At 75.2% G+C, this 23,856-nt stretch carries 25 protein-coding genes and 1 other RNA gene; 11 read left to right on the forward strand and 15 right to left on the reverse strand.

Annotation, left to right across the window (positions count from 1 at the left end):
* Positions 1-90: 90 nt before the first annotated feature.
* From ACFVVX_RS01570 to ACFVVX_RS01585, 4 genes are all read right to left on the reverse strand, one after another.
* On the reverse strand, positions 91-270 hold the full coding sequence (locus ACFVVX_RS01570) for a hypothetical protein (RefSeq protein ID WP_387940155.1): 180 nt from the start codon (positions 268-270) through the stop codon (positions 91-93).
* 499 nt (positions 271-769) lie between these two features.
* The gene (locus ACFVVX_RS01575; protein ID WP_153882823.1) at positions 770-913 is read right to left on the reverse strand and encodes a VenA family class IV lanthipeptide; all 144 of its coding nucleotides are present in this window, start codon (positions 911-913) and stop codon (positions 770-772) included.
* 243 nt (positions 914-1,156) lie between these two features.
* Positions 1,157-3,175, reverse strand: a complete 2,019-nt coding sequence (locus tag ACFVVX_RS01580) for an alpha/beta hydrolase family protein (protein ID WP_387940157.1) — start codon at positions 3,173-3,175, stop codon at positions 1,157-1,159.
* Complete coding sequence (locus ACFVVX_RS01585; RefSeq protein ID WP_387940159.1) at positions 3,172-6,351, reverse strand: lanthionine synthetase LanC family protein; 3,180 nt, start codon at positions 6,349-6,351, stop codon at positions 3,172-3,174. Before ACFVVX_RS01585 ends, ACFVVX_RS01580 begins: the two co-directional genes overlap by 4 nt.
* A 509-nt stretch (positions 6,352-6,860) precedes the next feature.
* Between ACFVVX_RS01585 and ACFVVX_RS01590 the strand changes: the two genes are divergently transcribed.
* Genes ACFVVX_RS01590 through ACFVVX_RS01600 form a run of 3 tightly spaced genes read left to right on the forward strand, consistent with a single transcriptional unit; the run spans position 6,861 to position 9,623 of the window.
* Positions 6,861-7,697: a Nif3-like dinuclear metal center hexameric protein gene (locus ACFVVX_RS01590; protein WP_387940161.1), complete on the forward strand. Its 837-nt coding sequence runs from the start codon at positions 6,861-6,863 to the stop codon at positions 7,695-7,697.
* A 23-nt stretch (positions 7,698-7,720) separates the two neighbouring features.
* Positions 7,721-8,464 (forward strand): zinc ribbon domain-containing protein, encoded by a 744-nt coding sequence (locus ACFVVX_RS01595; RefSeq protein WP_387940163.1) that lies wholly within the window; start codon positions 7,721-7,723, stop codon positions 8,462-8,464.
* Positions 8,465-8,468: 4 nt separating this feature from the next.
* On the forward strand, positions 8,469-9,623 hold the full coding sequence (locus ACFVVX_RS01600) for a bifunctional RNase H/acid phosphatase (RefSeq protein ID WP_387940165.1): 1,155 nt from the start codon (positions 8,469-8,471) through the stop codon (positions 9,621-9,623).
* A gap of 102 nt (positions 9,624-9,725) precedes the next feature.
* Here the strand turns inward: ACFVVX_RS01600 and yaaA are convergent, their stop codons facing one another.
* The gene (yaaA, locus tag ACFVVX_RS01605; RefSeq protein WP_387940167.1) at positions 9,726-10,511 is read right to left on the reverse strand and encodes a peroxide stress protein YaaA; all 786 of its coding nucleotides are present in this window, start codon (positions 10,509-10,511) and stop codon (positions 9,726-9,728) included.
* Between the two features lie 84 nt (positions 10,512-10,595).
* Complete coding sequence (locus tag ACFVVX_RS01610; RefSeq protein WP_387940169.1) at positions 10,596-11,078, reverse strand: DUF3995 domain-containing protein; 483 nt, start codon at positions 11,076-11,078, stop codon at positions 10,596-10,598.
* Between the two features lie 226 nt (positions 11,079-11,304).
* Between ACFVVX_RS01610 and ACFVVX_RS01615 the strand changes: the two genes are divergently transcribed.
* The 3 genes from ACFVVX_RS01615 to rnpB all read left to right on the forward strand — a co-directional run bounded on the left by ACFVVX_RS01615 (position 11,305) and on the right by rnpB (position 14,689).
* Positions 11,305-12,762 carry an RNB domain-containing ribonuclease gene (locus tag ACFVVX_RS01615; RefSeq protein WP_387940171.1) on the forward strand — a complete coding sequence of 486 codons (1,458 nt, stop codon included), beginning with the start codon at positions 11,305-11,307 and terminating at the stop codon, positions 12,760-12,762.
* Positions 12,763-12,788: 26 nt separating this feature from the next.
* Positions 12,789-14,276 carry an MFS transporter gene (locus ACFVVX_RS01620; RefSeq protein WP_387940173.1) on the forward strand — a complete coding sequence of 496 codons (1,488 nt, stop codon included), beginning with the start codon at positions 12,789-12,791 and terminating at the stop codon, positions 14,274-14,276.
* A 13-nt stretch (positions 14,277-14,289) separates the two neighbouring features.
* Positions 14,290-14,689, forward strand: an RNA gene (gene rnpB, locus ACFVVX_RS01625) — RNase P RNA component class A.
* Positions 14,690-14,711: 22 nt separating this feature from the next.
* On the opposite strand, the gene ACFVVX_RS01630 is transcribed toward rnpB, so the two are convergent.
* The 3 genes from ACFVVX_RS01630 to ACFVVX_RS01640 form a co-directional block, all read right to left on the reverse strand.
* Positions 14,712-14,969, reverse strand: coding sequence for a Prokaryotic metallothionein (locus ACFVVX_RS01630; protein ID WP_387940175.1), 258 nt, complete (start codon positions 14,967-14,969; stop codon positions 14,712-14,714).
* Between the two features lie 101 nt (positions 14,970-15,070).
* Positions 15,071-15,469, reverse strand: a complete 399-nt coding sequence (locus tag ACFVVX_RS01635; protein WP_387940177.1) for an ACT domain-containing protein — start codon at positions 15,467-15,469, stop codon at positions 15,071-15,073.
* A gap of 166 nt (positions 15,470-15,635) precedes the next feature.
* Positions 15,636-16,094 (reverse strand): hypothetical protein, encoded by a 459-nt coding sequence (locus ACFVVX_RS01640; RefSeq protein WP_387940179.1) that lies wholly within the window; start codon positions 16,092-16,094, stop codon positions 15,636-15,638.
* A gap of 333 nt (positions 16,095-16,427) precedes the next feature.
* Between ACFVVX_RS01640 and ACFVVX_RS01645 the strand changes: the two genes are divergently transcribed.
* Positions 16,428-16,943 carry a PadR family transcriptional regulator gene (locus ACFVVX_RS01645; RefSeq protein WP_387940181.1) on the forward strand — a complete coding sequence of 172 codons (516 nt, stop codon included), beginning with the start codon at positions 16,428-16,430 and terminating at the stop codon, positions 16,941-16,943.
* Positions 16,944-16,984: 41 nt separating this feature from the next.
* On the opposite strand, the gene ACFVVX_RS01650 is transcribed toward ACFVVX_RS01645, so the two are convergent.
* Positions 16,985-17,182, reverse strand: coding sequence for a hypothetical protein (locus ACFVVX_RS01650; RefSeq protein WP_387940183.1), 198 nt, complete (start codon positions 17,180-17,182; stop codon positions 16,985-16,987).
* 26 nt (positions 17,183-17,208) lie between these two features.
* The gene (locus ACFVVX_RS01655; protein WP_387940185.1) at positions 17,209-17,439 is read right to left on the reverse strand and encodes a hypothetical protein; all 231 of its coding nucleotides are present in this window, start codon (positions 17,437-17,439) and stop codon (positions 17,209-17,211) included.
* A 430-nt stretch (positions 17,440-17,869) separates the two neighbouring features.
* On the opposite strand from ACFVVX_RS01655, the gene ACFVVX_RS01660 reads away from it, so the two are divergent.
* Entirely contained in the window at positions 17,870-18,571 is a 702-nt protein-coding gene (locus ACFVVX_RS01660) for a bifunctional DNA primase/polymerase (RefSeq protein WP_387940187.1), read from the forward strand.
* Between the two features lie 60 nt (positions 18,572-18,631).
* On the opposite strand, the gene map is transcribed toward ACFVVX_RS01660, so the two are convergent.
* A complete protein-coding gene (gene map / locus ACFVVX_RS01665) occupies positions 18,632-19,477 on the reverse strand; it encodes a type I methionyl aminopeptidase (RefSeq protein ID WP_387940189.1) in 846 nt (281 codons plus the stop codon).
* A 158-nt stretch (positions 19,478-19,635) separates the two neighbouring features.
* Between map and ACFVVX_RS01670 the strand changes: the two genes are divergently transcribed.
* Positions 19,636-19,866, forward strand: coding sequence for a hypothetical protein (locus ACFVVX_RS01670; RefSeq protein ID WP_387940191.1), 231 nt, complete (start codon positions 19,636-19,638; stop codon positions 19,864-19,866).
* Positions 19,867-19,950: 84 nt separating this feature from the next.
* Here the strand turns inward: ACFVVX_RS01670 and ACFVVX_RS01675 are convergent, their stop codons facing one another.
* The 3 genes from ACFVVX_RS01675 to ACFVVX_RS01685 form a co-directional block, all read right to left on the reverse strand.
* A complete protein-coding gene (locus ACFVVX_RS01675) occupies positions 19,951-20,625 on the reverse strand; it encodes a GNAT family N-acetyltransferase (RefSeq protein ID WP_387940193.1) in 675 nt (224 codons plus the stop codon).
* Positions 20,626-20,722: 97 nt separating this feature from the next.
* Positions 20,723-22,051 carry an MFS transporter gene (locus tag ACFVVX_RS01680; RefSeq protein WP_387940195.1) on the reverse strand — a complete coding sequence of 443 codons (1,329 nt, stop codon included), beginning with the start codon at positions 22,049-22,051 and terminating at the stop codon, positions 20,723-20,725.
* 84 nt (positions 22,052-22,135) lie between these two features.
* Positions 22,136-22,768 carry a hypothetical protein gene (locus ACFVVX_RS01685; protein ID WP_387940197.1) on the reverse strand — a complete coding sequence of 211 codons (633 nt, stop codon included), beginning with the start codon at positions 22,766-22,768 and terminating at the stop codon, positions 22,136-22,138.
* A 47-nt stretch (positions 22,769-22,815) separates the two neighbouring features.
* Between ACFVVX_RS01685 and npdG the strand changes: the two genes are divergently transcribed.
* The gene (npdG, locus tag ACFVVX_RS01690; protein ID WP_387940199.1) at positions 22,816-23,508 is read left to right on the forward strand and encodes an NADPH-dependent F420 reductase; all 693 of its coding nucleotides are present in this window, start codon (positions 22,816-22,818) and stop codon (positions 23,506-23,508) included.
* 122 nt (positions 23,509-23,630) lie between these two features.
* Positions 23,631-23,816, forward strand: a complete 186-nt coding sequence (locus ACFVVX_RS01695; protein ID WP_387940201.1) for a hypothetical protein — start codon at positions 23,631-23,633, stop codon at positions 23,814-23,816.
* The last annotated feature ends 40 nt before the right edge of the window (positions 23,817-23,856 follow it).

Below are 23,856 nucleotides of genomic sequence, written 5' to 3' on the forward strand. Positions count from 1 at the left end.
CGTGATGCGGGGTGCGGCTTTCCGCTGACCGCGGCAGACGGAAGGGCCCGCCGGTGCGGCGGGCCCTTCCGGGGTTCTGCGGGGGTTCTCTCAGTTCAGGCCGGCGAGGGTGCCGAGCCGGTGCCGGCCGTGCGGGTCGGCCTCCGGCGCGTCGTCGGCGGCGGAACCGCCCCGGTGGCGACCGTGCGACGAGGTGTCCTCGGCCGTGGTCTCGTCGGCGTCGGGCCCGGTGGTCGCGGGACCGGTGGTGTCGGTGAGGGTGTCGGACATCAGAATCGTCTTTTCCGTGCGAGGGTGCAGGTGCTTCGGCGCCCGGGCGGTACCACGGGCGCGGGGCGGGCGTTGATCGGGTGCCCGGTGCAGGAGCCCGACAACAGGATCCCGGGTTCAGGTGCCTGACCGGACGCCTGGTCTCGGATGCCTGATCAGGGGACCGGTCGGAGAACCGACCGGAGATCCGATCGGGCGCTCCGTGGTGCGCCACAGCCGGTGATCGCGGCCCTTGCCCCGGCCACCATAACGGCCGGAACGGGCGAGATCCTATCGAGATCACCATGTGCGCCCTGCGACCGGCACGGCATCGGGCGACCCGCTCCCCGGCGCCCGCGTCGAGATGGCAGGACTCCCCTCGGGGTGGGTCGGTCGATCGGCGGCGCGGTGGGCGGGCCGGGACGGGCGGGCGTGCCGTGGGAACGCGCAGTCCCCGCCTGTCCGGACAGGCGGGGACGGCACCGGCGGGCAGCCGCCGACCGGTCGACTAGCTGGTCGACTAGCTGATCGTGAAGATCAGACAGGTCAGGATCAGACAGGTGTACTGGCAGCCGCCGCCGTGGCCGGTCAGCTCCACGGACTCGGTCTCGGGCAGCTCCTGCAGGGCCGCGAGGTCGGTCTCGAAGTCCACCATGTTCTCCATGATCGGATTCCTCCCCTGGTGCTTCCGCCCGCCGCGATCTGCGGTACGGGCGCTGGGTTTTGCCCCCGCGGAGGTCTCCATCCACCGCCGCGGGTACCACCCCGGGCCGCAGGGCCCGGGAGTCTGAGGGGCGCGGGAACCAGCCCGATCGCCCTGCTGTCGTACGGCCGCCCGGGCCGGGCCCCGGCCGGGGCCCGGCCCTCCGGGGCCGACTCGGCCGGCCCGACTCGGCAGGGCCCGGGCCTAGCCCGGCCGGCCGGTGCGCAGGAAGGCGGCCAGCAGTTCGTGGAGCACCGCGGCGCCCTCCTCGGCGAGCACCTCGTGCCCGGCGCCGGCCGCCTCCACGTAGCGGAAGTCGGCCCCCTCGGTGCGGCCGATCCGCAGCAACTCGTGCCGCAGCGAACGGGACTGGCTCACCGGGACGACCTCGTCCCGGTCCCCGTGCACGACCAGCAGCGGTGCGCTCAGCCGGTGCGCGAGCTGGAGGACGTCGCGGGGGCCGCGGGCGTCCGCGATCGGCTCGCCGCCGCCGAGCCGCGTCGTCAACGCCCTCACCGGAGGAGATGCTTCGGCCAGGAGGCGGGCGCCGGACAGGAACGGTGCGACCACCGCGCAGCGCGCGACGTGGTCGGCGGGTGCGTGCGCCGCCGCCAGCAGGGCCAGGAACGCGCCGTAGCTGACCCCGAACAGGGCCGGTGGCTCCAGGCCGAGCGCGGCGCGCTGGCCCGCGATGCCGTCCAGGAGGTACAGGACGTCGTCCAGGTCCGGCCCGCCCCAGGCGCCCCGGATGGCCATCGCGTGCGCCAACCCGTAGCCGGTGGAGCCGCGTTGGTTGGGGGCGATCACGGCCAGTCCCTCGGCGGCCATCCGCTGGAGCGCCGGGTCGAACTCCAGCCGCCAGGCGTCCGCCGGGCCGCCGTGCAGGGCGAGCACCAGGTGCGGGCTGCTCAACCAGGCGTCCCCGCCGTACACCACCGCCTCCAACGGACCGGCCGGGCCCGCGAGTTCGAGGCTCTGGGCGGGGTGCCAGCGGCCGCCGTCCCCGGGCGGGGTGCTGCCGTCGAGCTGCCAACCGGGCGGCGCGGCAGGGGAGGTGCGCGGGGTGCCGGGCTGCCACGGGAGGACGGTGTCCCGCCACGGCCCGGGCAGGCCGGAGCCGAGCGGCGCCAGTTGCAGGGGCAGCGGTACCGGCCCGGTCGTCGCGGCGGCCGGACCGTGGTCGAGCAGCGCGTCCACGTCCAGGGTGGCCAGCGCGGCCGGGTGGTCGGGGGAGGAGTACGGCATCCGCAGTCCGGCCTCCGACCAGTGTCCGACCGCGCCCAGCCGGCCGGGCGGCACGGCCAGCGGATCCAGCCGCCCCGCGGCGGGCCGCCACAGGGCGAGTGCCGAGCCGGCACCGTGGTCGACCTGGACGGCCACGCGGGGCCCGTCCGGCGCGGGGCGCAGCGCGACGGGCCGCAGGAACATGCCCGCCATGTGCAGGCATTCCGGGAACCGCAGGGGTTCCCCGCCGCCCAGCACGCCCCAGCCGAGCCGGTCGGTGGCGGGGGCGTCGCTGCGCACCATCGCGAAGCGGCTGTCCGGATCGAACAGCACCAACCGGTCGTTGCTGCGCTCGCCGATCTCCAGCAGCGGGGTGACGTCGCCGCTGCGCAGGTCCAGGACGACCGTGCGGACGACCCCTGAGTTCACCCGGTCGAGCGCCAGCAGGGCGCCGGTGTGGTCGAGCCAGACCCCGCCGCCGTGCAACCCGGGGATCTCGGCGACCTGTTCGGGCTCGCTGCCGTCGGTGCGCAGCAGCCAGGCGGTGGTGGCCGGCCGGGTGTCGGTACCGAGCGCGAGCGCGACCGGTGCCCGGGAGGCTTCGCCCGCGCGGGGAGCGCCGCCGGGCGGCAGGGGCAGCGGCAGCAGTCGCAGACCTGGCATCCGCAGCGTGGCCAACTGCTGTTCGCAGGTGACCGGTTCGCGCCCGGGGCCGGGATCGGACAGCAGTACCAGATCGTGCCGCTCGCCGTCGTGCCGGCAGACCAGCACCGAGCCGTCCGGCAGTGCGATCAGCTGCGAGCGCAGGTTCTCCGAGCGGTTCCCGGGCAGCGGCAGCGCGGTCGGCGTGGCGGGCCCGGTCGGGGGCAGCCGCCAACTCTCCACGTACCAGCCGCCGTCGGCGGCGGAGGCCAGGCTGGCGGCGTGGCTGCCGTCGGTCGCGAAGGTGAAGCTGAGGCGGCGCAGCGCATGCGTCGCCGCGCGGGTGGCCACGTTCATTTCGCACCACTCGTCTCGGGTTTGCCCGCGGGGGGCCGGCGGCCGGCGGCGGGTGGCACGGGATCCACCCAGAGCCGGGGTCCGCCGTGCCGCAGCCGCAGCAGGAAGGCCAGCGCTCCCGCGGTGCCGGTGCCGTACGCGGCGGCGCAGCCCGTGCCGGTTTCGTCCGGCAGGACGAGCAGCCCGTCGCGCAGCGCCGACCTGGCGATCGCCAGGTGTGCCAACTCCTCGGCAGCGGAGCGGAATTCGTCGTCACCGGTGGCGTCGGCAAGGTCGATCAGGTACTCGCCGTTGCCGGCCAGCCCGTGGCAGGCGCCGATGCCGCTGTGCCAGCGCCCGGCCGGCACCGCCCGTCCGGCGGCGAGGGCGAGTTCATGTGCGGCGGCATCGCCGGTGACCTGCCAGAGCCGGACCAGGAAGCTGCCCGCGCCGGAGGATCCGCTGCACCAGTGCGCCAGTCGGACGTGCTCGGGGTCGCCGGCGCTCTGCGGCCACCAGGCCGTGTCCTGGCCGCCGCTGCGCTCCCGGCGGGCGGTCGCGGCGAGGGTCCGCCCGGCCTCGGCGGCGCCGGCCAGCAGGTCCTGGTCGCCGGTGGCCTCGGCCGCGGCCAGCAGGAAGGCCCCGACGCCCGCGACGCCGTGGGCGAAGCCGAGGTGGGTGATCCCGGCGAGCGCCGAGTCGAAGTCCTTCGGCACCGGCCACACCGTGCCGTACGGCGCGCGGTGGGCGGCGGCGAGCAGCCCGTGGCCGCACCGGGCGGCCCGGGCCAGGAACTCCCGGTCGGAGTCGTCACCCAGACCGGCGGCTGCGAAGCGGAGTTGCAGGAAGCCGGAGCCGGCCGCGCCGTGGCAGACGTCCGGGTTGGGCCACTCGACGGTTATCCGGCGGGCCAACTCCGCGGCGCGCCCGGCGAGTCGGGGGTCGGACAGCACCTCAGCGGTGTCCAGCAGGGCCCAGGCGGCACCGGATCGGCCGAAGTGCAGTCCGGGCAGGACGACCGGCTCGGCGGCGCAGCGGCGTTCGACCCACTCGGCGGCGGTCCGGGTCGTCCGGAGGGCCTCCGCGCGGACCTCCTCCGGCAGGCCCGCCGCGAGCGCGGCCCGGGCGAGCAGCGCGAGCACCCCGGCGGCGCCGTGCTGCACATTGCACGGGTCGGACCGCTCTCCGGCGGGCACGGTCGGCCAGAGTCGGTCGCGTCGCAGCGGCGTGGCGGTCAGGGCCAGGTGCCGCAGCCCGTCGTGCAGGACCCGGTCGACGACGGAGTCGGGCGAGGCGGCCCGCAGACCGGAGGCGGCGACGGACGCGGAGGCGGCGGCCACAGCGGCGGCCGGGGACGCGGTGGTGACGGAGCCGGCGTCGACAGAAGGACCGGAGCCCACGGAAGGACCCGGCGCCGCGGCGGGCACGAGTGCCTCCCGGGCCCGGCCCAGGCTCCAGCGCCGACCGGGCTCCTCCGCCCGCAACCCGAGGACGAGCGGGGCGAGCCGGCGCGCGGTGTCGCCGTCGCGGGCGGCGAGGGCGAGCCAGCGGCCCAGCCGGTCGGCGACCGGACGGGCCCGCGGCAGGTCCTCGGGCAGCAGCGGGTCGTGGCCGGTGGCGAGCAGGAAGAGCAGCCCGCCCAGCGCATAGAGGTCGGCGGCGGGCTCGGCCGGACAGACTCCCGCGTCGCCCGTCACCAGGGTGAGCCGCCCCTGCTCGGGGGCCCGGTACCCGGGGGTGCCGGCCGTGCCGACCCGGCGACCGGCCTCGGCGACGAGCTCCAGGTCGACCAGTCGCAGTCCGCCGTCCGGCAGCACCATGACGTTGCCAGGGGAGAGGTCGCGCAGCACCAGCCCCTGCTCGTGCACCCGCTCGACCAGGTCGAGCAGGGCGTGGGCGAGCGGTCCGGCCTCGGCCCAGTCGACGTCGGGGCTGCCGTCGCGGCGCAGCCGTGCGGCGACCCAGCCACCGAGCGGCTGCCCGGAGATTCGTTCCTGCACAAGGAAGAGCGAGTCGTCCTGCTCGATCAGCTCGATCGGACGCGGCGCCAGCGGCTGTCGCCCGCCCACCCCGCCCGGCTCACCTGCCGCACCTGGCGCCGCCGCCGAGCCCGGCTCCGCCACCTCACCCGGCTCCGCCATCGCGGAGAGCCGGGTCAGCATCGCCGCCTCGTGCCGCAGCGCCGTCCGCGCATCCGTGCCGGAGCGGTCCACCTCGATGTGCGCGCGGGCCTGCTTGACCACCACCTCCGCGCCGCTGTCCGTGTCCCGCCCGAGGAAGACCCCTCCCTTGGCGCCGTGCCGCACGGCCGCGGTGAGCGCGTACCGCCCGGCGAGCAGCACACCGCCGCGCTTTGCCGGCACCACCGGCTTCGGCGCACCCGGCGCACCCGGCCCACCCGTCACACCCGAAACGCCTGCAGCGCCCGGCCCCGCCGCACCCGCCAGCGGGTCCCGCGCCCACGGCGGGCAGCGGTACGCCGCCGCCCGTACGTCCTCGACGCGCTCGCCGTCCGGCCCGCGCAGCATCGACCGGTACCCGCCGTCGTTGCCCAGCTCGGCCCGGCCCGCGATCGCGCCGTACCGGTAGTGCACCCGGCTCCCGCGCTCGTACGGGCGGTCGGAGAGCACCACCGGGCCCGGCTGTCCCGCGGTCGCCCGGTGCAGCCCGGCGGCCAGCCGCCGGAACTGCTCGTCGTCGACGGGGTACACCGTGATGAACTTCCCCGCCGAACCCCGGTCGCTGTTACGGGAGTTGATCTCGTGGAGCCGCTCCGGCCCGGCGGCGAACTTGAAGGTGCAGGGGTCGTCCGCGAGCACCCCGACGACCGCCGCCAGCACCTCGCTCCCGACCGCCGAGGCCGCGCTCACATGGATCTTCCAGCCCTCCTCGGCCAGCTCCCGCGAGGCGGACTCCGGCGCGCCGGGCTCCAGCGAGGCCGATCCCCCCGGGCCGAGCAGCTCGCCCGGGCCGACCGGCCCCGTCGCGGCCGGCCTGGCCGTGCACCAGAAGCCCTCGACGGCGACCTCCCAGCCTCCACCGCCACCGCCGCCTCGGCCGCCACCGCCGCCCCGGCCCCCGGAGTCGGTCAGCGCGGCCCGCGTCGCCTCCGGCCACGGGCCGGCCGCATCCGGCCCGTGGCCCGCCGATCCCCGCGCCCCGGCCGCCCGCAGTGATGTGCCCGCCCCCATCTGCATCCACATCCCTTCGTCTCGGTCGGCGCCCGGCGGTGCCCACTGCTCCGGCACCCGGGCGCACGGCCGTGGCCTGAACCGGTTCCTCGGAAGTGCGGGAGTGCCGCCCCGGCCGCGTCCGCCCGGGCCCTGTCGCCGTCCGGACCGCATACCGGATACCGGCGGAGCGCCTTCCCGACCCCCCGGTCGGGGCAACTGTCGGGGCAACTCCCGTTCGCAGGACTGAAGTTACTTTCGAGGCCGGGGCGGTTCAACGCGAATCCGGTCACTTCACTCGTAAGGGTGATCTGGTTTGTGTTTCGAATATGTACGAGCGGGTCGGTGTGGGCAGAGCCCGCCGGGCAGATCGCGGCGGGTGGGAGCCGGGGCGCCGACGCGACCCGGCGGCCCCCGGGTTGACGTGCATCCGTACGCCCGGCGCTCACCTGTACGGCCCGCCGTGCGCCCCGCGCGCACCGGCCCCGGGACGGGCGGCGGCCCGGACGCCCCCGCGCGCACGGTAGTCTCGACAGGTGCCGAAACTGTCCGACGTCATCACCGCGCTCGAAGAGGTCTACCCGCCCCAGTGGGCGGAGTCCTGGGACGCCGTCGGCCTGGTCTGCGGGGACCCTCAGGCCGAGGTCCGCCGGGTGCTCTTCGCCGTGGACCCCGTGCAGGCCGTCGTCGACGAGGCCGTCGAGTGGGGTGCCGACCTGGTGGTCACCCACCACCCCCTCTATCTGCGCGGCACCACCAGCGTCGCCGCCACCGGCTTCAAGGGCCGGGTCGTGCACACGCTGATCGGCAACGGCATCGCGCTGCACGTGGCCCACACCAACGCCGACCACGCCGACCCGGGTGTCTCCGACGCCCTCGCCGAGGCGGTCGGGGTCCAGGTCACCGGCCCGCTGGTCGCGGACCCGACCGACCCGCTCGGCCGGCGCGGCAGTGGCCGGATCGGCCTGCTGGAGCCCCCGCTGACCCTCGCCGCCTTCGCCGCGCAGGTCGCCCTGGGCCTGCCGGCCACCGCCGCCGGCGTCCGGGTCTCCGGCGACCCGGACCGGCTGATCGGCCGCGTCGCGGTCTGCGGCGGCTCGGGCGACAGCTTCCTCGCCGAGGCGCGGGCGGCCGGTGTCGACGCGTACCTCACCGCAGACCTGCGCCACCACCCGGCGTCCGAGGCCGTCGAGGCGGCGCCGGTCGCCCTGGTCGACGCCGCGCACTGGGCCACCGAGTGGCCCTGGCTCACCCTGGCCGAGCGGGCTCTCCACAGCGCCGCCGAGAAGCGCGGCTGGGCCGTCGAGACCAAGGTCTCCCACAAGGTCACCGACCCGTGGACCGCGCACGCCCCCATGTCCTTCACCGCCTGACCCGATTCACAGGAGCTCTCCGCTTGAACGCCGCGCCCGCCGACCAGATCCGCCTGCTCGACCTCCAGGCCATCGACTCGAAGCTCGACCAGCTGGCCCACCGGCGGCGCAGCCTGCCCGAGCACGCCGAGATCGACAAGGCCACCGCCGACCACACCGCGCTCAAGGACCTCGTGGTGGCCGCCCAGGCCCAGCACGGCGACACCACCCGTGAGCTGACCAAGGCCGAGCAGGACGTCGAGCAGGTCCGCGCCCGGGCCGCCCGCAACCAGCAGCGGCTGGACTCCGGCACGATCACCTCGCCGAAGGACCTGGAGAACCTCCAGCACGAGATCGGCTCGCTGGCCAAGCGCCAGGGGGACCTGGAGGACGTCGTCCTGGAGATCATGGAGCGGCTGGAGTCCGCCCAGACCCGGGTCACCGAGCTGACCGCCCGCCTCGAGCACTCCACGGTCGTGCTGACGGAGGCCGAGTCCCGCCGGGACGCCGCCTTCGCCGAGATCGACGGCGAGGCCGAGAAGGTCAAGCGCGACCGCGAGGCCGTCGTCGCCGTCGTCCCGGCCGACCTGCTGAAGCTCTACACCCGCCTGCGCGAGCAGCAGGGCGGCGTCGGCGCGGCCCGCCTCTTCCAGCGCCGCTGCGAGGGCTGCCGGGTCGAGTTCGCCGTCTCCGACCTGAACGCCATCAAGGCCGAGCCCAAGGACGCGGTCGTCCGCTGCGACAACTGCGGCCGCATCCTGGTGCGCACCGCCGACTCGGGCATCTGACCCGGTGGCGGGGCGCAGGTTCATCGTCGAGGCCGACGGCGGTTCCCGGGGCAACCCGGGGCCGGCCGGTTACGGCGCGGTGGTGCGGGACGGCGACACCGGCCAGATCATCGCCGAGGACGCCGAGTTCATCGGCCACGCCACCAACAACGTGGCCGAGTACAAGGGCCTGATCGCCGGCCTGAAGGCGGCCCGGCAGATCGACCCCGACGCCTCGGTGGACGTCCGGATGGACTCCAAGCTGGTCGTCGAGCAGATGTCCGGGCGCTGGAAGATCAAGCACCCCGACATGCAGCCGCTCGCCGCCGAGGCCCGCACCGTCCTCCCGCGCGGCCAGGTCAAGTACACCTGGATCCCGCGCGAGCGGAACAAGGACGCCGACCGGCTGGCGAACGAGGCGATGGACGCGGGCAAGGCCGGCCGGCCGTGGGAGCCCAAGGCCCGCGCCGTTCCCGCGGCGCCGGCCGCACCGGTCGCCGAGCCCCCGCTGGAGAAGGCCGCGCCGAAGGCCGGCTGGGCGGCCGCGGCCGACCTCGGCACGCCGACCACCTTCGTCCTGCTGCGCCACGGCGAGACCGACCTCACCCCGCAGAAGCGCTTCTCCGGGAGCGGGGGCAGCGATCCGGAGCTCTCCGAGAAGGGTCGCTGGCAGGCCGAGCGCGCCGCCGAGGCGCTGGTCGCGCGCGGCAGCATCCAGGCCGTGGTCAGCTCCCCGATGCGCCGCACCCGGCAGACCGCCGAGACCGTCGCCACCCGGCTCGGCCTGGAGGTCCGGTACGAGGACGGGCTGCGGGAGGTCGACTTCGGGGACTGGGAGGGCCTGACCTTCGCCGAGGTCCAGGAGCGCCACCCGGAGGACCTCAACGCCTGGCTCGGCTCCGCCAAGGCCAAGCCGACCGGCAGCAGCGAGAGCTTCACCACGCTGACCCACCGGGCCGGGGTCGCCCGCGACAAGATCCTCGCCCGCTACCCGGGGAAGACCGTGCTGGTCGTCTCGCACGTCAGCCCGATCAAGACACTGGTCCGGCTGGCGCTCGGCGCCCCGCCGGACTCGCTGTACCGGATGGAGCTGTCGGCCGCCTCGCTCTGCGCCGTCCAGTACTACGCGGACGGCAACGCCTCGCTGCGGCTGCTCAACGACACCGGGCACCTGCGCTGAGACACCTGCGCTGAGACACCGGCGGCGGGCCCCCGGCCCGCCGCCGCCCCCGGTGCACCTGTACCTCTCGGCTCAGCGCACCCCAGCTCGGTACACCTCGGCTCAGTGCACCTCGGTGACCACCACGTCGAGCTGCCACGGCTTGCGTGCGGTGCCCTCGGCCGCGACCTCCACCCGGTGGCCCAGCGCCGACAGCGCGTCCACCAGCTCGCCGGGCGTCTTCGGCTCGGCGCCCGCCACCAGCAGGTCGCGCACCAGCCGCCCCTTGGTGGCCTTGTTGAAGTGGCTCACCACGGACCGCTTCCCGTCACGCTCCTGCAGCACCCGCACGGTGGCCGTCCGGGACACCACCTCACCGGCCGGCCGCCAGGCCGCCGCGTACGCCGAACTGCGCAGGTCCAGCACCAGGCCGTCCGCCACCTCCGGCAGCACGGACGCCATCGTGCTCCGCCAGAACGCCCCGAGCGCCCCCGGGCCGGGGAGTTTCACGCCCATCGAGCAGCGGTACGGCGGGATGCGGTCGCCGATCCGGACCGCGCCCCAGAGCCCGGAGAACACCAGCAGCGAGCGCTCGGCCCGGTCGTACGCGGCCTCGTCGAGGGTGGCCAGGCCGAGGTTGTCGAAGAGCACGCCGGTGTACACCTCGCCGGCCGGCAGCGCACCGGCCGTCGGCAGGCCGGCGTTCCGGGCGACCTCGCCGCGCAGGCCCGGGCTCAGTCCGAGCACCCCGGCGGCGGCCTCCTCGTCACCCCGGCAGAGGCCGACCAGGGCGTCCAGCACCTGTGCGCGCGCCGCCGTCAGCCCGGGCAGCGACAGCCCGTCGAGCGCCACCGGGGTCCCGTCCCCGGACGCGGCCTTGCCCTCCGAAGGCGGCAACAGCACCAGCACAGCGGACTCCTCAACATTTTGTGGCGGACGAACCCCGCCACCCTACGCAACCCGGCCCGGCGGCGGGTAACCCCGCCGACCCCGCTACGCGCCCGGAGCCGCGCCCGCGTCCGCGTCCGGATCCACGCCCCCGCCCCGGCCCGCCGCCGCGACCACGGCCGCCCCGGCGCCGAGCGCCAGGCAGAGCGGCGAGTAGTACCGCAGGTTCAGCCGCCTGAACCGCTCGGTCCGCTCGGTCAGCCCGCCGAACAGCAGCGGCCCGGCGGCTCCGCGCGTCAGCAGCACCCCCGCCACCGTCCGCACGCCCGCCCGGCGCACCCGCTCCGCCCCGGCCGCCGGCAGCACCCCGGCCTCCGCGCCCACCAGGTACGCGGCCGTCCCCAGCAGTCCCGCCACCGCGAGGCAGGCCGCCACCGGCGGCACCCCGTCGCCGGTGCCGACCACCGTGTCCGCGAACTCCTCCGGTGTCCGCGCCGGCCACGGCGTCACCGCCCACACCGCGTGCAGCGCCCCCGTCGCCGCCAGCACCCCGGCCACCGCCGCCCCTGTCACCCGTACCGCGCCCATCGACGAGCCCCCTTCGCGTCCGACACCTGGGGACCACCCTAGGAGTCCTTACGGGGACCAGCGGGCCCCGGCCGGTCCCCGGCGACGACGCCTCCGCCGCCCCCGCCGCCAAGGACCTCCGCCCCCTCCTCGTCCGCTGAAACCGGCCCGAACCCGGCCGCCGGTCGGCGCGCCCGCCGCCGCCGACCTCCGCCCGGAATCACCCGATTCGCCCTACGCTGCCTCCATGCCACGCCGAAAACTGCGGGTCAAGGCCGCCGACTCCGCCCGGATCAACGCCGAACTGGCCGACCTGCGCACCCGCCTGGAGATCCGCACCGAGTGGCCGGAGGCCGTGCTGGCGGAGGCCGAACAGGCCGCCGAGTCCCCGCGCCTGCCGGAGTACGACGCCACCGAGCTCCCGCTCTTCACCGTCGACCCGCCCGGCTCCCGCGACCTCGACCAGGCCATGCACCTCGCGCACCGCCCCGGCGGCGGCTACCGGGTGCACTACGCGATCGCCGACGTCGCCGCCTTCGTCCGCCCCGGCGGGGAGATCGACGCCGAGGCCCGCCGCCGCGTCGAGACCCTCTACTTCCCCGACCGCCGGGTCCCGCTGCACCCCGCCCGGCTCTCCGAGGACGCCGCCAGCCTGCTGCCGGGGGAGACCCGCCCCGCCCTGCTCTGGCAGCTCGACCTCGACGCCGACGGCGCCGTCGTCCTCGCCGACCTGCGCCGCGCCCTGGTCCGCTCGCACCGCCGGCTCGACTACACCGAGGTCCAGCGCGCCGTGGACGCCGGCGGCGCCGACGAACCGCTCGCCCTGCTCGCCACCGTCGGCCGGCTGCGCGAGGAGCAGGAGCGCGCCCGCGGCGGGATCAGCCTGCCCGTCCCCGAGCAGGAGATCGAGGAGACCCCGCGCGGCTACCTCCTCGGCTACCGCGCACCCGGCCCCGCCGACGGCTGGAACGCGCAGATCTCCCTGCTCACCGGCATGTGCGCGGCCGAGCTGATGCTGGACGCCGGCGTCGGCCTGCTGCGCACCCTGCCCGCCGCACCCGCCGCCGCGTACCAGCGGCTGCGCCGGGTCGCCGCCGCGCTCGACGTCGACTGGCCGGAGACCGTCCCCTATCCGGAGCTGATCCGCTCCCTCGACCCCGGTGCCCCGCTGCACGCGGCCTTCCTCAACGAGTGCACCGGGCTGCTGCGCGGCGCCGGCTACCGGGCCTTCGACGAGACCCAGGGCCTGCCCGCCCCGGCCGACCCCGGGCACGCCGCGCTCGCCGCCCCGTACGCGCACTGCACCGCGCCGCTGCGCCGCCTCGCCGACCGCTTCGCCCAGGAGGTCTGCGCGGCCGTCGCCGCCGGTGAGGACGTCCCGGACTGGGCCCGGGAGGCGCTGCCGGCCGTGCCCGCGCTGATGGCGGGCGGGGACCGCCGCGCGGCCGAGGTCGAGCGGGCCTGCGTGGACCTGGTCGAGGCGGAGCTGCTGGCCGGCCGGGAGGGCGAGGACTTCGCCGCGGTGGTCGTCGACGTGGACGAGAAGCGCCCCGCCTACGGCACCGTCCAGCTGCGCGAACCCGCCGTCCGGGCCCGCTGCGACGGGGAGCCCGGCCATCCGGGGCTGCCGCTCGGCGAGGAGATCCGGGTCCGGCTGACGGCGGCCGACCCCGCCACCCGTACGGTCCGCTTCGCACCGGCCTGAGCCCGACCGCGTGCGAGGATCGGATCGTGCCCGATCCCACCCTCCCCGCAGCGGCCGGCCGGCGCCGTCGACTGCTGATCCTGGCGATCTGCTGCCTCAGCCTGTTCATCGTGGGCCTCGACAACACCGTGGTGAACGTCGCCCTCCCGGCGATCCAGAAGGACCTCGACGCCCCGGCCTCCGGGCTCCAGTGGATCATCGACGCCTACACCCTGGTGCTGGCCTCGCTGCTGATGCTGTTCGGCTCGGTGGCCGACCGCTTCGGGCGCCGCCGGGTGTTCCAGGCCGGACTGCTGCTCTTCGTCCTCGGCTCGCTGCTCTGCAGCCTGGCGCCCAGCCTGGAGTGGCTGGTGGTGTTCCGCGCGGTGCAGGCCGTCGGCGGCTCGATGCTCAACCCGGTGGCGATGTCGATCATCACCAACACCTTCACCGAACCCCGGGAGCGGGCCCAGGCGATCGGCGTCTGGGGCGGGGTGGTCGGCATCTCGATGGCGCTCGGCCCGCTGCTCGGCGGCTTCCTGGTGGACGGCGCGGGCTGGCCGTCGATCTTCCTGATCAACGTCCCGATCGGGCTGGTCGCCTGCCTGCTGACGGCCCGGTACGTCCCCGAGTCGCGCGCGCCGCGGCCCCGGCGACTGGACCCGGTCGGGCAGCTGCTGATGGTGGTGCTGCTCGGCAGCGGTACCGCCGCGATCATCGAGGGCCCCGAGCACGGCTGGACCTCCCCGCTGATCCTCACCCTCGCCGCGGCCGCGCTGGCGGCGCTGGTGGCCTTCCCGCTCTGGGAGCGGCGGGTGGCCGAACCGCTGGTGGACCCGCGCTTCTTCGGCAGCGTGCCGTTCACCGGCGCCACCGTGACGGCGGTCTGCGCGTTCGCCGCGCTCGGCGGCTTCCTCTTCCTCAACACCCTCTACCTGCAGGACGTCCGCGACTACAGCCCGGTCGAGGCGGGCCTGTGGACCCTGCCGATGGCCGGGATGATGCTGGTCTGCGCACCGCTGTCCGGCCGGATCGTCGGCGTCCGCGGCCCGCGCGGTCCGCTGGTCGCGGCCGGTCTCGGACTCGCCGCCAGCGGGCTGCTGCTCACCCGGCTGACCGCGGACTCCCCGCCCGCCCTGCTGCTGGCCGCGTACGCGCTGTTCGGCTTCGGCTTCGGCATGGTCAACGCCCCGATCACCAACGCGGCCGTCTCCGGCATGCCGCGCGCCCAGGCGGGCGTGGCCGCCGCGGTCGCCTCCACCAGCCGCCAGGTCGGGCAGTCGCTCGGCGTCGCCGTGATCGGCACCGTGGTCACCTCGGCGGTCGTCGGCCCGGTCGTGACCGGCTTCGCCCCGGCCAGCCACGCCGGCTGGTGGATCGTGGTCGGCCTCGGCGGCGTGATCCTCGTCCTGGGCCTGGTCTCCACCACCGGCTGGGCCGTCGGCACCGCCACCCGGGTGGCGGCCCGCTTCGGCTCCGAGGCGCCCGCGCCCCGGCCCGGCGTACGGGAGGCCCCGCCCGAGCGGCTACGATGACCACTACGGCGGAAGAGTCGGCCGGGCGGTCGCGACGGGTCCTCACGGGCCCGCCGAGGAACGTCCGGGCTCCACAGAGCAGGGTGGTGGGTAACGCCCACCCGGGGTGACCCGCGGGACAGTGCCACAGAAAACAGACCGCCCGTCGCTTCGGTGACGGGTAAGGGTGAAACGGTGGTGTAAGAGACCACCAGCGACCGGGGTGACCCGGACGGCTAGGTAAACCCCACCTGGAGCAAGGTCAAGATCGGTGCCCTCGGGCGCCGTGCGCGGATGACCGAGGGCTGCTCGCCCGAGTCCGCGGGTAGACCGCACGAGGCTGTCGGCAACGGCAGCCCTAGATGGATGGCCGCCTCCCCGGCCCGCGCGAGCGGACCGGGAGACAGAACCCGGCGTACAGGCCGACTCTTCCGCCCCCCTTCGCCCCCGTGCCGGTCAGGCCGGGTGGGCGCCCACCGCGTCGCGGATCTGGTCGCCGAGGCCGCCGTTGAGGCGGGCGCAGTTGGCGCAGCAGAAGAAGCGGCCGGAGACCTCGACGCCGTGGCCGACGATCCGGACCTGGCACTGCTCGCAGCGCGGCGCGAGCTTCTCCATCGCGCACTCGAAGCTGTCGAAGGTGTACGTGTCGCCGGTGATGGTCTTGATCTCGAAGGCCAGCCAGTAGTCGTTGTGACAGACGTCGCAGACCGCCATGGGGCCGTCTCCCTTTCGGTGGGGGGCTGACCGACCGGGCGGGCGCTCAGCGCTTCCCAGTGTCGGAGCCCCCCGGGGCGGCGGCCACTCGGCGCACCCGGTCAGGCGGACCTGGTCGACAGCCGGGCCAGGGCGTGGAGTGCCCGGTCTGCGTCGTCGGCGCCGACGAACAGGTGGTCGTGGTGGAAGCCGGCCACCACGTTGCAGCTGATCCCCTCCTCCGCGAGCCGGGTCGCCACGGCGGCGGTCAGGCCGACGGCCTCCAGCGCCGAGTGGATCTGCAGGGTGATCCAGGCCGCCACGTACTCGTAGCGCAGGCCGAGTGCGTCCGCCTCCTCCTGGGCCACCACCACCGTCACCCCCTCGGGCTCGGCGACCGTCACCACCGGTCGCATCCCGGCGGGCACCTTCGCGGGCAGGGTGCAGTACACGTACCGCCCCGGATTGAGCACCGGGCGCATGTCGCTCAGCAGGGTCGCAAGGTCTCGTTCACCGGCCATGCCCGCCACCGTAGCGGCTGGGGCCGGATCCGGCGGCCCGCCACCCGTGGGGGTGGCGGCGAAGTCCGAATCGGGCGGGTTCAGGCACCGCCGCGCTCGGTGCGCCGGCGGACCAGCTCCTCGACCGCGCTGGGGAGGGTCGCCCGCCTTCGCGCAGACTGCTCGGCTACGGGAGGACCTGGTCAATGAGGCCGTTCAGGTGGCCCTCCAGCGCGGCGAGGTCGAAGCACGTGGTGATCGGCAGGGTGGGGTGCGGTCGGCAGCCGGCCCTGAGGGTGTCGGGCAGGCCGTCGAAGGTGAGGACTCTTTCGTGGGCGGCCCGGTAGAGCGCGTACTCGGAGCCGTCGATCTCCTCGATGGGAAGGTCGCCCTCCCAGGCGTCCTCGTACCACCTGCCGGAGATACGGGAGATGAAGAGGAGCGCGCGTTGGCCCGGGGCGAGTGACCGCTGGCCCCAGTGCGTCGGTTTGCCGACGAAGCGGATCTCCGATCCCACGCCGGCCTTGAAGACCCGTGCCGAGTACACCTCTTCGACGATCGCGGTGAAGTGCTGCGCGGCCGGCGAACCGGTGATCGCCACCCTGATCAGATCGTTCCGCTCCACCTTCTCCTGCAGAAAACTCATGGGCCGATTGTCACCCTTGCGGATGGCCGGCGAAAGGATCACCCGAGGGCCGGCATTGTGCCGCAGACAGGTCGGCCGGACGTGTCGGCAACCGTTGACGAGCGACAGTCACCGATATATCGTCGAGTTATCGAGACAGTGACGTGACTGTCCGAACGAACAGCATGGGAGGTGGGCGCGATGCGCTCGACCAGGCGATTTCGAGAGGAGGGCCCGCGCGGCGGACGGCGTCGTGGAGCGGGTCCGGAGTTCGGGGGGATCCCCGGTGAGGGGTTCGAGGGCCGGGGCGCGTTCGGGGCCTTCGGGCCGCCGTTCGGCCCGCCCGGACGCCCGATGGGCGGGCCGTTCGGCCAGGGCTTCGGCGGGCACGGCGGGCGCGGACACGGTCCGCGCGGCCGGCGCGGCGGGCGGGCCCGGCGCGGGGACGTGCGGGCGTCGCTGCTGGCGCTGCTCAAGGAGCGGCCGATGCACGGCTACGAGATGATCGCGGAGATCACCGAGCGGACCGGCGGGGCCTGGCGGCCCAGTCCGGGCTCGATCTACCCGAACCTCCAGCTGATGGAGGAGGAGGGCCTGATCACCGCCGAGGAGGTGGGCGGCAAGCGGCTGAACTCGCTGACCGAGGCCGGTCGGGCGGTGGCCGAGGCCGGGGAGGCCGAGCCGTGGGCGGAGGCCGGCCGGGAGGTCGACTGGGAGGCCGTCCAGGAGGTCGGCCAGGCGCTCGGCGCGGTCGACCAGGCGATCCGGCAGGTCATGACGACGGGCACCGAGGCGCAGCGCGCCAAGGGCCTGGCCATCCTCACCGAGGCGCGCAAGAAGCTCTACCTGGTCCTCGCCGAGGATGACTGACCGGCCAGGGGGGGTCGGGCCGCAACGGGCGGTGCGGCTGCTCAGAGGCGGATGGCGAACAGCGTCACGCAGGCGAGTAGCAGCACCGCCCAACCGAACCAGAGCCACCCGTTGGCCCCGAGCACCGCGCTGTAGACGCTGATCACCACGAGCAGTCCGGCGGTGACCGCGGCCACCTGCCGGTTGTGGTGCGCCGCGGCCTGCGGCCGCGTCCTGGGGTGCCGTGCGGTCCTGGCCATCGCGGTCCTCCCGGGGGGAGCGACCGTCACCCGGAGGCGCGGGCGGTGGCCGCCTCGTCGTACTCGTAGCGCCAGTACCAGCGGAGACCCCGCTGCTGCTTGGCCCGGACGTACACCAGTGTGCGCGCCGCGACGTCCCCGTGCGCGGGGACCGGCACCTTGTAGGTCTTCGGTACGCCGTACATGGGCCCCAGCGGGATCGGCAGGATCCGGCCGTCCAGGGGGCCGCCGACGAATTCGGTGTCCGCGCTCTTCACCCCACCAGGGTCTCACCCCGGCGCGGCCGACCGGCCGCCGAGGTCGGGACCGGGGAGCGCGAGGGGGAGGCGCTGTGAGGGCCGGGTGCCGGGAGTGTGACCGGAGAGGCACCGCCCCCGGTCATCCGAAGGCGCCGCGCACCCTTATCCTTCCTGTTACGCCCTCGGGGTTCACCCGGGTCAGCGGGCCCGTACGGGCCGGGCGAGGCGCATGTCGCCGCGCCCGCCGAGCCGCATCCTGCGTGCTGCCGCGACTCCGTACCGTGACCCGGGCGTCGGCCGTCCGGCAACCCCGGCTCCGGTCGGCAGGGCGCGGACCGCAGGGCCGAGCAGCACCCCGGGAAGCAGCGGGGGGCGCTGTGCGTTGCGTCGGAGTGGTACGTCGAATGCTGTGTCACACCAGGCACGGCAGTGCGCGGAGAGGGGCCCGATGGAATCCGGCAGTAGGTGGACGACCTGGTGGCAGAAGCGTGACCGCCAGCGGGCCCGGTCGACGGAAGCGGACAGTCCCGCCGTCCGGCTCGATCAGCTGCTGGGCGCCGTCCGCGCCGGCTTCCCGCTCGCGCCCGCGGCCCATCCGGCCGGCTACCGGTGTTCCTGTGACCGGGTCGCGTGTCCGGCTCCGGCCCAGCACCCGGTCTCCTTCGCCTGGCAGAGCCAGGCCACCACCGACCCCGAGCAGGTCGCCCGCTGGCTCTCCCGGGATCCGCGGGCCAACTTCATCACCGCCACCGGCCGCGCCCACGACGTGCTGGACGTGCCCGCCGAGGCCGGCCGGCTGGCCCTGGAGCGGCTCACCGCGCTGGGCGTCGGGGGCCCGGTCGCCGCCGTCGGCGAGGACCGCTACCTCTTCTTCACCGCCACCCGCGGTACCCCGGTGGACGAGGACGAGTGGTGGCCGAGCGCGCTGGACTCCACCCCGGACACCATGTCCGAGCACCCCGGGCTGCGCTGGCACTGCCGGGGCTCCTACACCCTGCTGCCGCCGGCCGCGCTGCCGGACGGCTCCGAGGTGCGCTGGCTGAGCGGGCCCGAGCAGCCGCTGCCGGACCCGCTGCGCGTGCTGGACGTGCTGACCGACGCCTGCACCGAGGTGGGCGCGGTCGCCGAGGAGCAGTGGCTGATCGGCTGACCGCGCCGAAGGCCGTGCCGATGGCCGCCGGGCCGCGCCCGGCGGACCCGGCGGACCGGCCTACGGCAGGGTGAGGACCTCCGCGCCGTCGGCGGTCACCACGAGGGTGTGCTCGAACTGCGCGGTGCGCTTGCGGTCCTTGGTGACGACGGTCCAGCCGTCCGCCCAGACCTCGTAGTCGTAGGTGCCCAGGGTCAGCATCGGCTCGATGGTGAAGGTCATCCCGGGCTTGATCACCTCGGTGGCCCGCTCGCTGTCGTAGTGCGGGATGATCAGGCCGGAGTGGAACGACGTGTTGATGCCGTGCCCGGTGAAGTCCCGCACCACGCCGTAGTCGAAGCGCTTGGCGTAGGACTCGATGACCCGGCCGATCACGTTGATCTGGCGGCCCGGCTTGACCGCCTTGATCGCCCGGTTCAGCGACTCCCGGGTGCGCTCCACCAGCAGCCTGGACTCCTCGTCCACGTCGCCGCACAGGTAGGTGGCGTTGAGGTCGCCGTGCACCCCGTGGATGTAGGCGGTGGCGTCGATGTTGACGATGTCGCCGTCCTGGAGCACCGTCGAGTCCGGGATCCCGTGGCAGATCACCTCGTTGACCGAGGTGCAGATCGACTTGGGGAAGCCGCGGTAGCCCAGGTCCGACGGGTACGCGCCGTGGTCGCACATGTACGTGTGCGCGACGGCGTCCAGCGCGTCGGTGGTGACACCGGGCGCGATCAGCTTCGCGGCCTCCTCCATCGCCTGGGCGGCGATCCGGCTCGCGATCCGCATCTTCTCGATCGTCTCGGCGGTCTGCACCTCGGGCCCGGTGTACGGCGCCGGTGCGGGCCGGCCGACGTACTCGGGGCGGGCGATGTGCGCCGGGACCTTGCGGGTGGGGGACTGGATGCCGGGTACGAGAGCCATGGCCGCGAGTCTAGAGCGTGTCCGACGGTTCCCGCCGGGCGCCCGAACCGGCGGACCGGACCCGGCCGTCGGCCCCGCCCGGCGGCGCGGTGTGCGCGGGGGCCCGGCCGGGGGAATCATCGGTACGAACACGACGACGACCGACGGGAGACAGCGCCATGCCCCTGGGATTCCACCGCAAGCCGACCGGCAAGCCCGGTGAGTGGTTCTACTGCATCAAGCACGCCAAGGTCGAGGAGGGCCCGGAGTGCCCCGCCAAGGACCGCCTCGGCCCCTACGCCAGCAGGGAGGAGGCCTCCCACGCGCTGGCGCTCGCCGACGAGCGCAACCGCGAGTGGAAGAACGATCCGAACTGGAGCGACCGCCCGGCCGGCGACGATCCGCGGTAGGGCCCGCGGCAGGGCCCGGGCCCGCGGTCGCGGCGGGCCGGGTGTCCGCGCGCGGCGGGCGCGGGCCGGGCCGTCGAGGGGCCGTCAGCGCTCGTGCGGGTCCAGGTACTTCGCGCTGGTCAGCGGTGCGAGCACCTGCCAGCCGAGCGAGGTGTACAGCGCGTGCCCGTCCGGGGTGCCGGCCAGCACGCCGGTCTGGGCCCCCTGGTCGTGCGCGGCGGTCGCCAGCACCCGCATGACCAGGCTGCCGAGGCCCTTGCGGCGGTGCTCGGCGGAGGTCTCGATCTGGTCGGCGACGGCGGTCGCGCCGACGACGGCGATCTGGCCGCGGGCCGCCAGCGCGCCGTCGGCGGCGGTGACCATGGTGCGGACGACGCCGCCGCGGGACCAGCTGCGCAGGCGGTAGCCGTCGGGGGCGGTCAGCAGGTGGGCGGGCGCGGGGGCCAGCGGGACGGTCATCAGGTAGCCGGGCTCGTCGTCTATCCACCACTCGGGCCCGAGCCAGGGCGCGGTGAGCGCCGGGTCCGCGAAGATCTTGAGCCACGTCCCGCCGGTGCGCACCGCGCCGGCCACCTTGCGCACGTCGGCCTCCCGCACGGCGCCACCCGTGGCGTCGAAGACGTGGCGGGTCACATGGCCGGCGATGCCCACGTCGACGGTGTACCCCCAGGACTCGACCGTGGGCGGCGCTGCCATCCGCGACGCGATCCACCCGTCGACCCAGCTGCGGACGACGTTCTCCGTCGTGGTCTCCAGCATGGCCACCCCTCCGTTCGACAGACCTGAACAGAGGTGAGGGTAATAGGCCAAGTGGCGACCTGTCACTTACTTTGAGGAGGAGTGTGCCGGACCGGCATCAGCCGACGGCCTCCCGCTGCGCCTCGGACCGCTCGTGCTCCGCGCGGACGGCCACGGCGTTCGGGTCGGTCCGGCTGTCGTAGGAGAGCAGGCTCGGCAGGGCGGCGGCCAGGGCGAGGACCCCGACCACACAGGCCGCGCCGCCGGCCCAGACCGAGGCGCGGACGCCGACCAGGCCGGCCATGCCGCCGGCCCTGACCTGGCCGAGCTGGGGGCCGAGCGAGTAGCTGAGCAGCTCCACGCCGGCCATCCGCCCGCGGACCTCGTCGGGGATGGACTGGTTCCACATGGTGGAGCGGGCGATGCCGCTGATCTGGTCGGCGCCGCCGGCCAGGGCCAGGCAGAACAGCACCAGCCAGACACTGCCGGACAGCCCGGCGAGGGTCATCGCCGCGCCCCAGCCGAGGGCGGCGACCACCAGCATCCGGCCCTGCCGGTGGATGGCGGAGGTCCACCCGCTGGTCGCCGAGACGGCCAGCGCGCCGACCGCCGAGGCGGCGTACATCGGGCCGAGCGCCCAGTCGGCGTGCAGCTCCGAGGCGAGGAAGGGGAAGATCGCCACCGGGAAGGCGAACAGCATCGCGCAGGTGTCGATGGCGTACGTGCCCAGCAGGTCCTTGCGGCTCCAGGCGTACCGGACCCCGGCGACGACGGCCCGCAGCGAGGGCTTCTCGGCGCCGGTGGGCGGCGGTACCGCGCGCATCCGGGCGAGCAGCAGCAGCGAGGCGGCGAAGGTCAGCACGTCCAGCGCGTACGCCGTCTGCACCCCGGCGAAGGCCACGATGATCCCGGCCAGGGCCGGGCCGGCCACCGAACCGGCGTTCCGGTACAGGGAGTTGAGTGCGAAGGCCGCGGTCAGCTGGTCGTGCGGGACGATCCGCGGGGTGAGCGAGTCCAGCGCCGGGCGCTGCAGGCCGTCGGTGGCGGCGACCAGCGCGGCCACCAGGTAGATCGGCCACAGCACCGGGGTCGGCAGCAGCGCGTTGAGCAGCAGCAGGCCGGTGAGCAGACCGAGGCCGGCCTCCGAGAACAGCACCAGCTTGCGGCGGTCCAGCGCGTCGGCGAGGGCGCCGCCCCAGAGGCCGAAGACCACCAGCGGCACCAGTTCGAAGGCGCCGACCAGGCCGACCGCGAAGGACGAGCCGGTCAGCTCCTTGATCTGCATCGGCACGGCGACGTACGTCAGAAAGCTGCCCAGGCTGGTGACGCACCCGGAGAGCCAGAGCAGCCGGAAGTCCCGTGAGGAGTGCCAGGGGGTCAGGTCGGGGCGCAGGGAGCGCAGTAGCGCCCGTGGTCCCCTGGTCGGCGGTGGTTCGGCGTCGGTCACGGAGGACCATCCTCGGCGGCCCGCGGCCGCCCCCGCAACGGGTTTTCCGCCGGCCGCCCGCAGGTCGGGCCCGCCGCCGCCCGCCTACCAGCGGCTGATCGCCGGCCCCGCGGTGAGCCACCCGGCGAGGTCGGCCAGCCGGTCGAGCGCGGAGCGGCGCCCCGGTCGCCGCCCGGCGGCGGCGCTCACCAGGTGCTGGGCGAGGTCGAACGGCTCCTCCTCCGCGGTGCCGACGGCCAGCCGCTCGTGCGCGAGCCCTGCCAGGTCGCCGCCGCCGGAGCCGAACCGGCCGCCGGAGCCGGCACCCGCCCCGCCGCCGTCCACGGCGAGCACCGTGGCGCCGGACCGGCGGGCGTCCTGCACCCGCTCCAGCAGCGCCTCCCCGGCCGCCGCCGGGGCCACCACCAGCACGGTCGCCCCGCGCCCGGCCCCGGTCAGCCGCCGCAGGCCGTGCGCCAGATGCTCCGGGGCCTGCTCGGGCACCCGGTGCCGCAGCAGCGTGGGGGCCAGCCGGGGGACGTCCGACCAGGCGGCCTCGTCCTCCAGGTGGGCGGCCAGGTGCCAGGGCTCGTACGCCTCGGTGCCCACCAGCAGTAGGCCGCCCGCGCCCCGCCGGGTGACCGAGTGCCGCAGCGCGCCGGCGAAGCCGCCGACCGCCTCCAACCAGCCCGTGCCCGCCAGGTGCTCACGGAGTGCCGAAACTCTCACCGCGTCCATGCGCCCCAGAATGTCGCGGCGGGGCGGCCGTTTGGCAGGATCGGCCCATGACTTCCCTCGAATCAGCGACAAACCCGGCCCACGAGCTGCCGGACGTCTCGCAGCTCGTGGTCGGTGTCCTCGGCGGCACCGGAGACCAGGGGCGCGGGCTGGCCTACCGGTTGGCCAAGGCCGGCCAGCAGGTGATCATCGGTTCGCGCGACGCGGCCCGCGCCGAGGCCTCGGCGGCCCAGCTCGGCCTCGGCGTGCGCGGCGCCGACAACGCGGCGACCGCGCGGGACAGCGACATCGTGATCGTCGCGGTGCCGTGGGACGGGCACGCCGCCACGCTCTCCGCCCTGCGCGAGGAGCTGACCGGCAAGATCGTGGTGGACTGCGTCAACCCGCTGGGCTTCGACAAGCAGGGCGCCTACGCCCTGGTGCCGGAGGAGGGCAGCGCCGCCCAGCAGGCGGCCGCCCTGCTGCCGGACTCCCGGGTCACCGCCGCCTTCCACCACCTGTCGGCGGTGCTGCTCCAGGACGAGTCCGTCGAGTCGATCGACACCGACGTCATGGTGCTCGGCGAGGAGCGCGCCGCCACCGACGTCGTCCAGGCGCTGGCCGGGCGGATCCCCGGGATGCGCGGCATCTTCGCGGGCCGGCTGCGCAACGCCCACCAGGTGGAGTCGCTGGTCGCCAACCTGATCTCGGTCAACCGCCGCTACAAGGCGCACGCGGGTCTGCGGATCACGGACGTCTGACCGGTCCGCGCGGCCCACGCCCACCGGCCCGCGAACGCGCCGACCTCACCCCTGGACCCGGTCCGGCGGTGAGGTCGGCGACAATGGGGGCCGACCGCACCCGCCCTGAGGAGCCCCCCGCCATGCCCCGCACGTCCCTCTTCGCCCTGATCGTCGTCGTCCTCGCGATGACCGCCGCCGTGGTCGCCCTGGTGCAGGGCAACTGGGTGGGCCTGATCTGGATCCCGCTGGCCGGTGTGGCGAGCAACGTGCTCTGGCTCAACCTGCGCCGCGCCAGGCTGGCGAAGGCCGCCGCCGAACGGGGCTGAGCACCTCCCGACGGGACGAGCGCCGCCCGCCCCGTTCGGG

This window comes from Kitasatospora sp. NPDC058170 (assembly GCF_042883905.1).
Taxonomy (GTDB): Bacteria; Actinomycetota; Actinomycetes; order Streptomycetales; family Streptomycetaceae; genus Kitasatospora.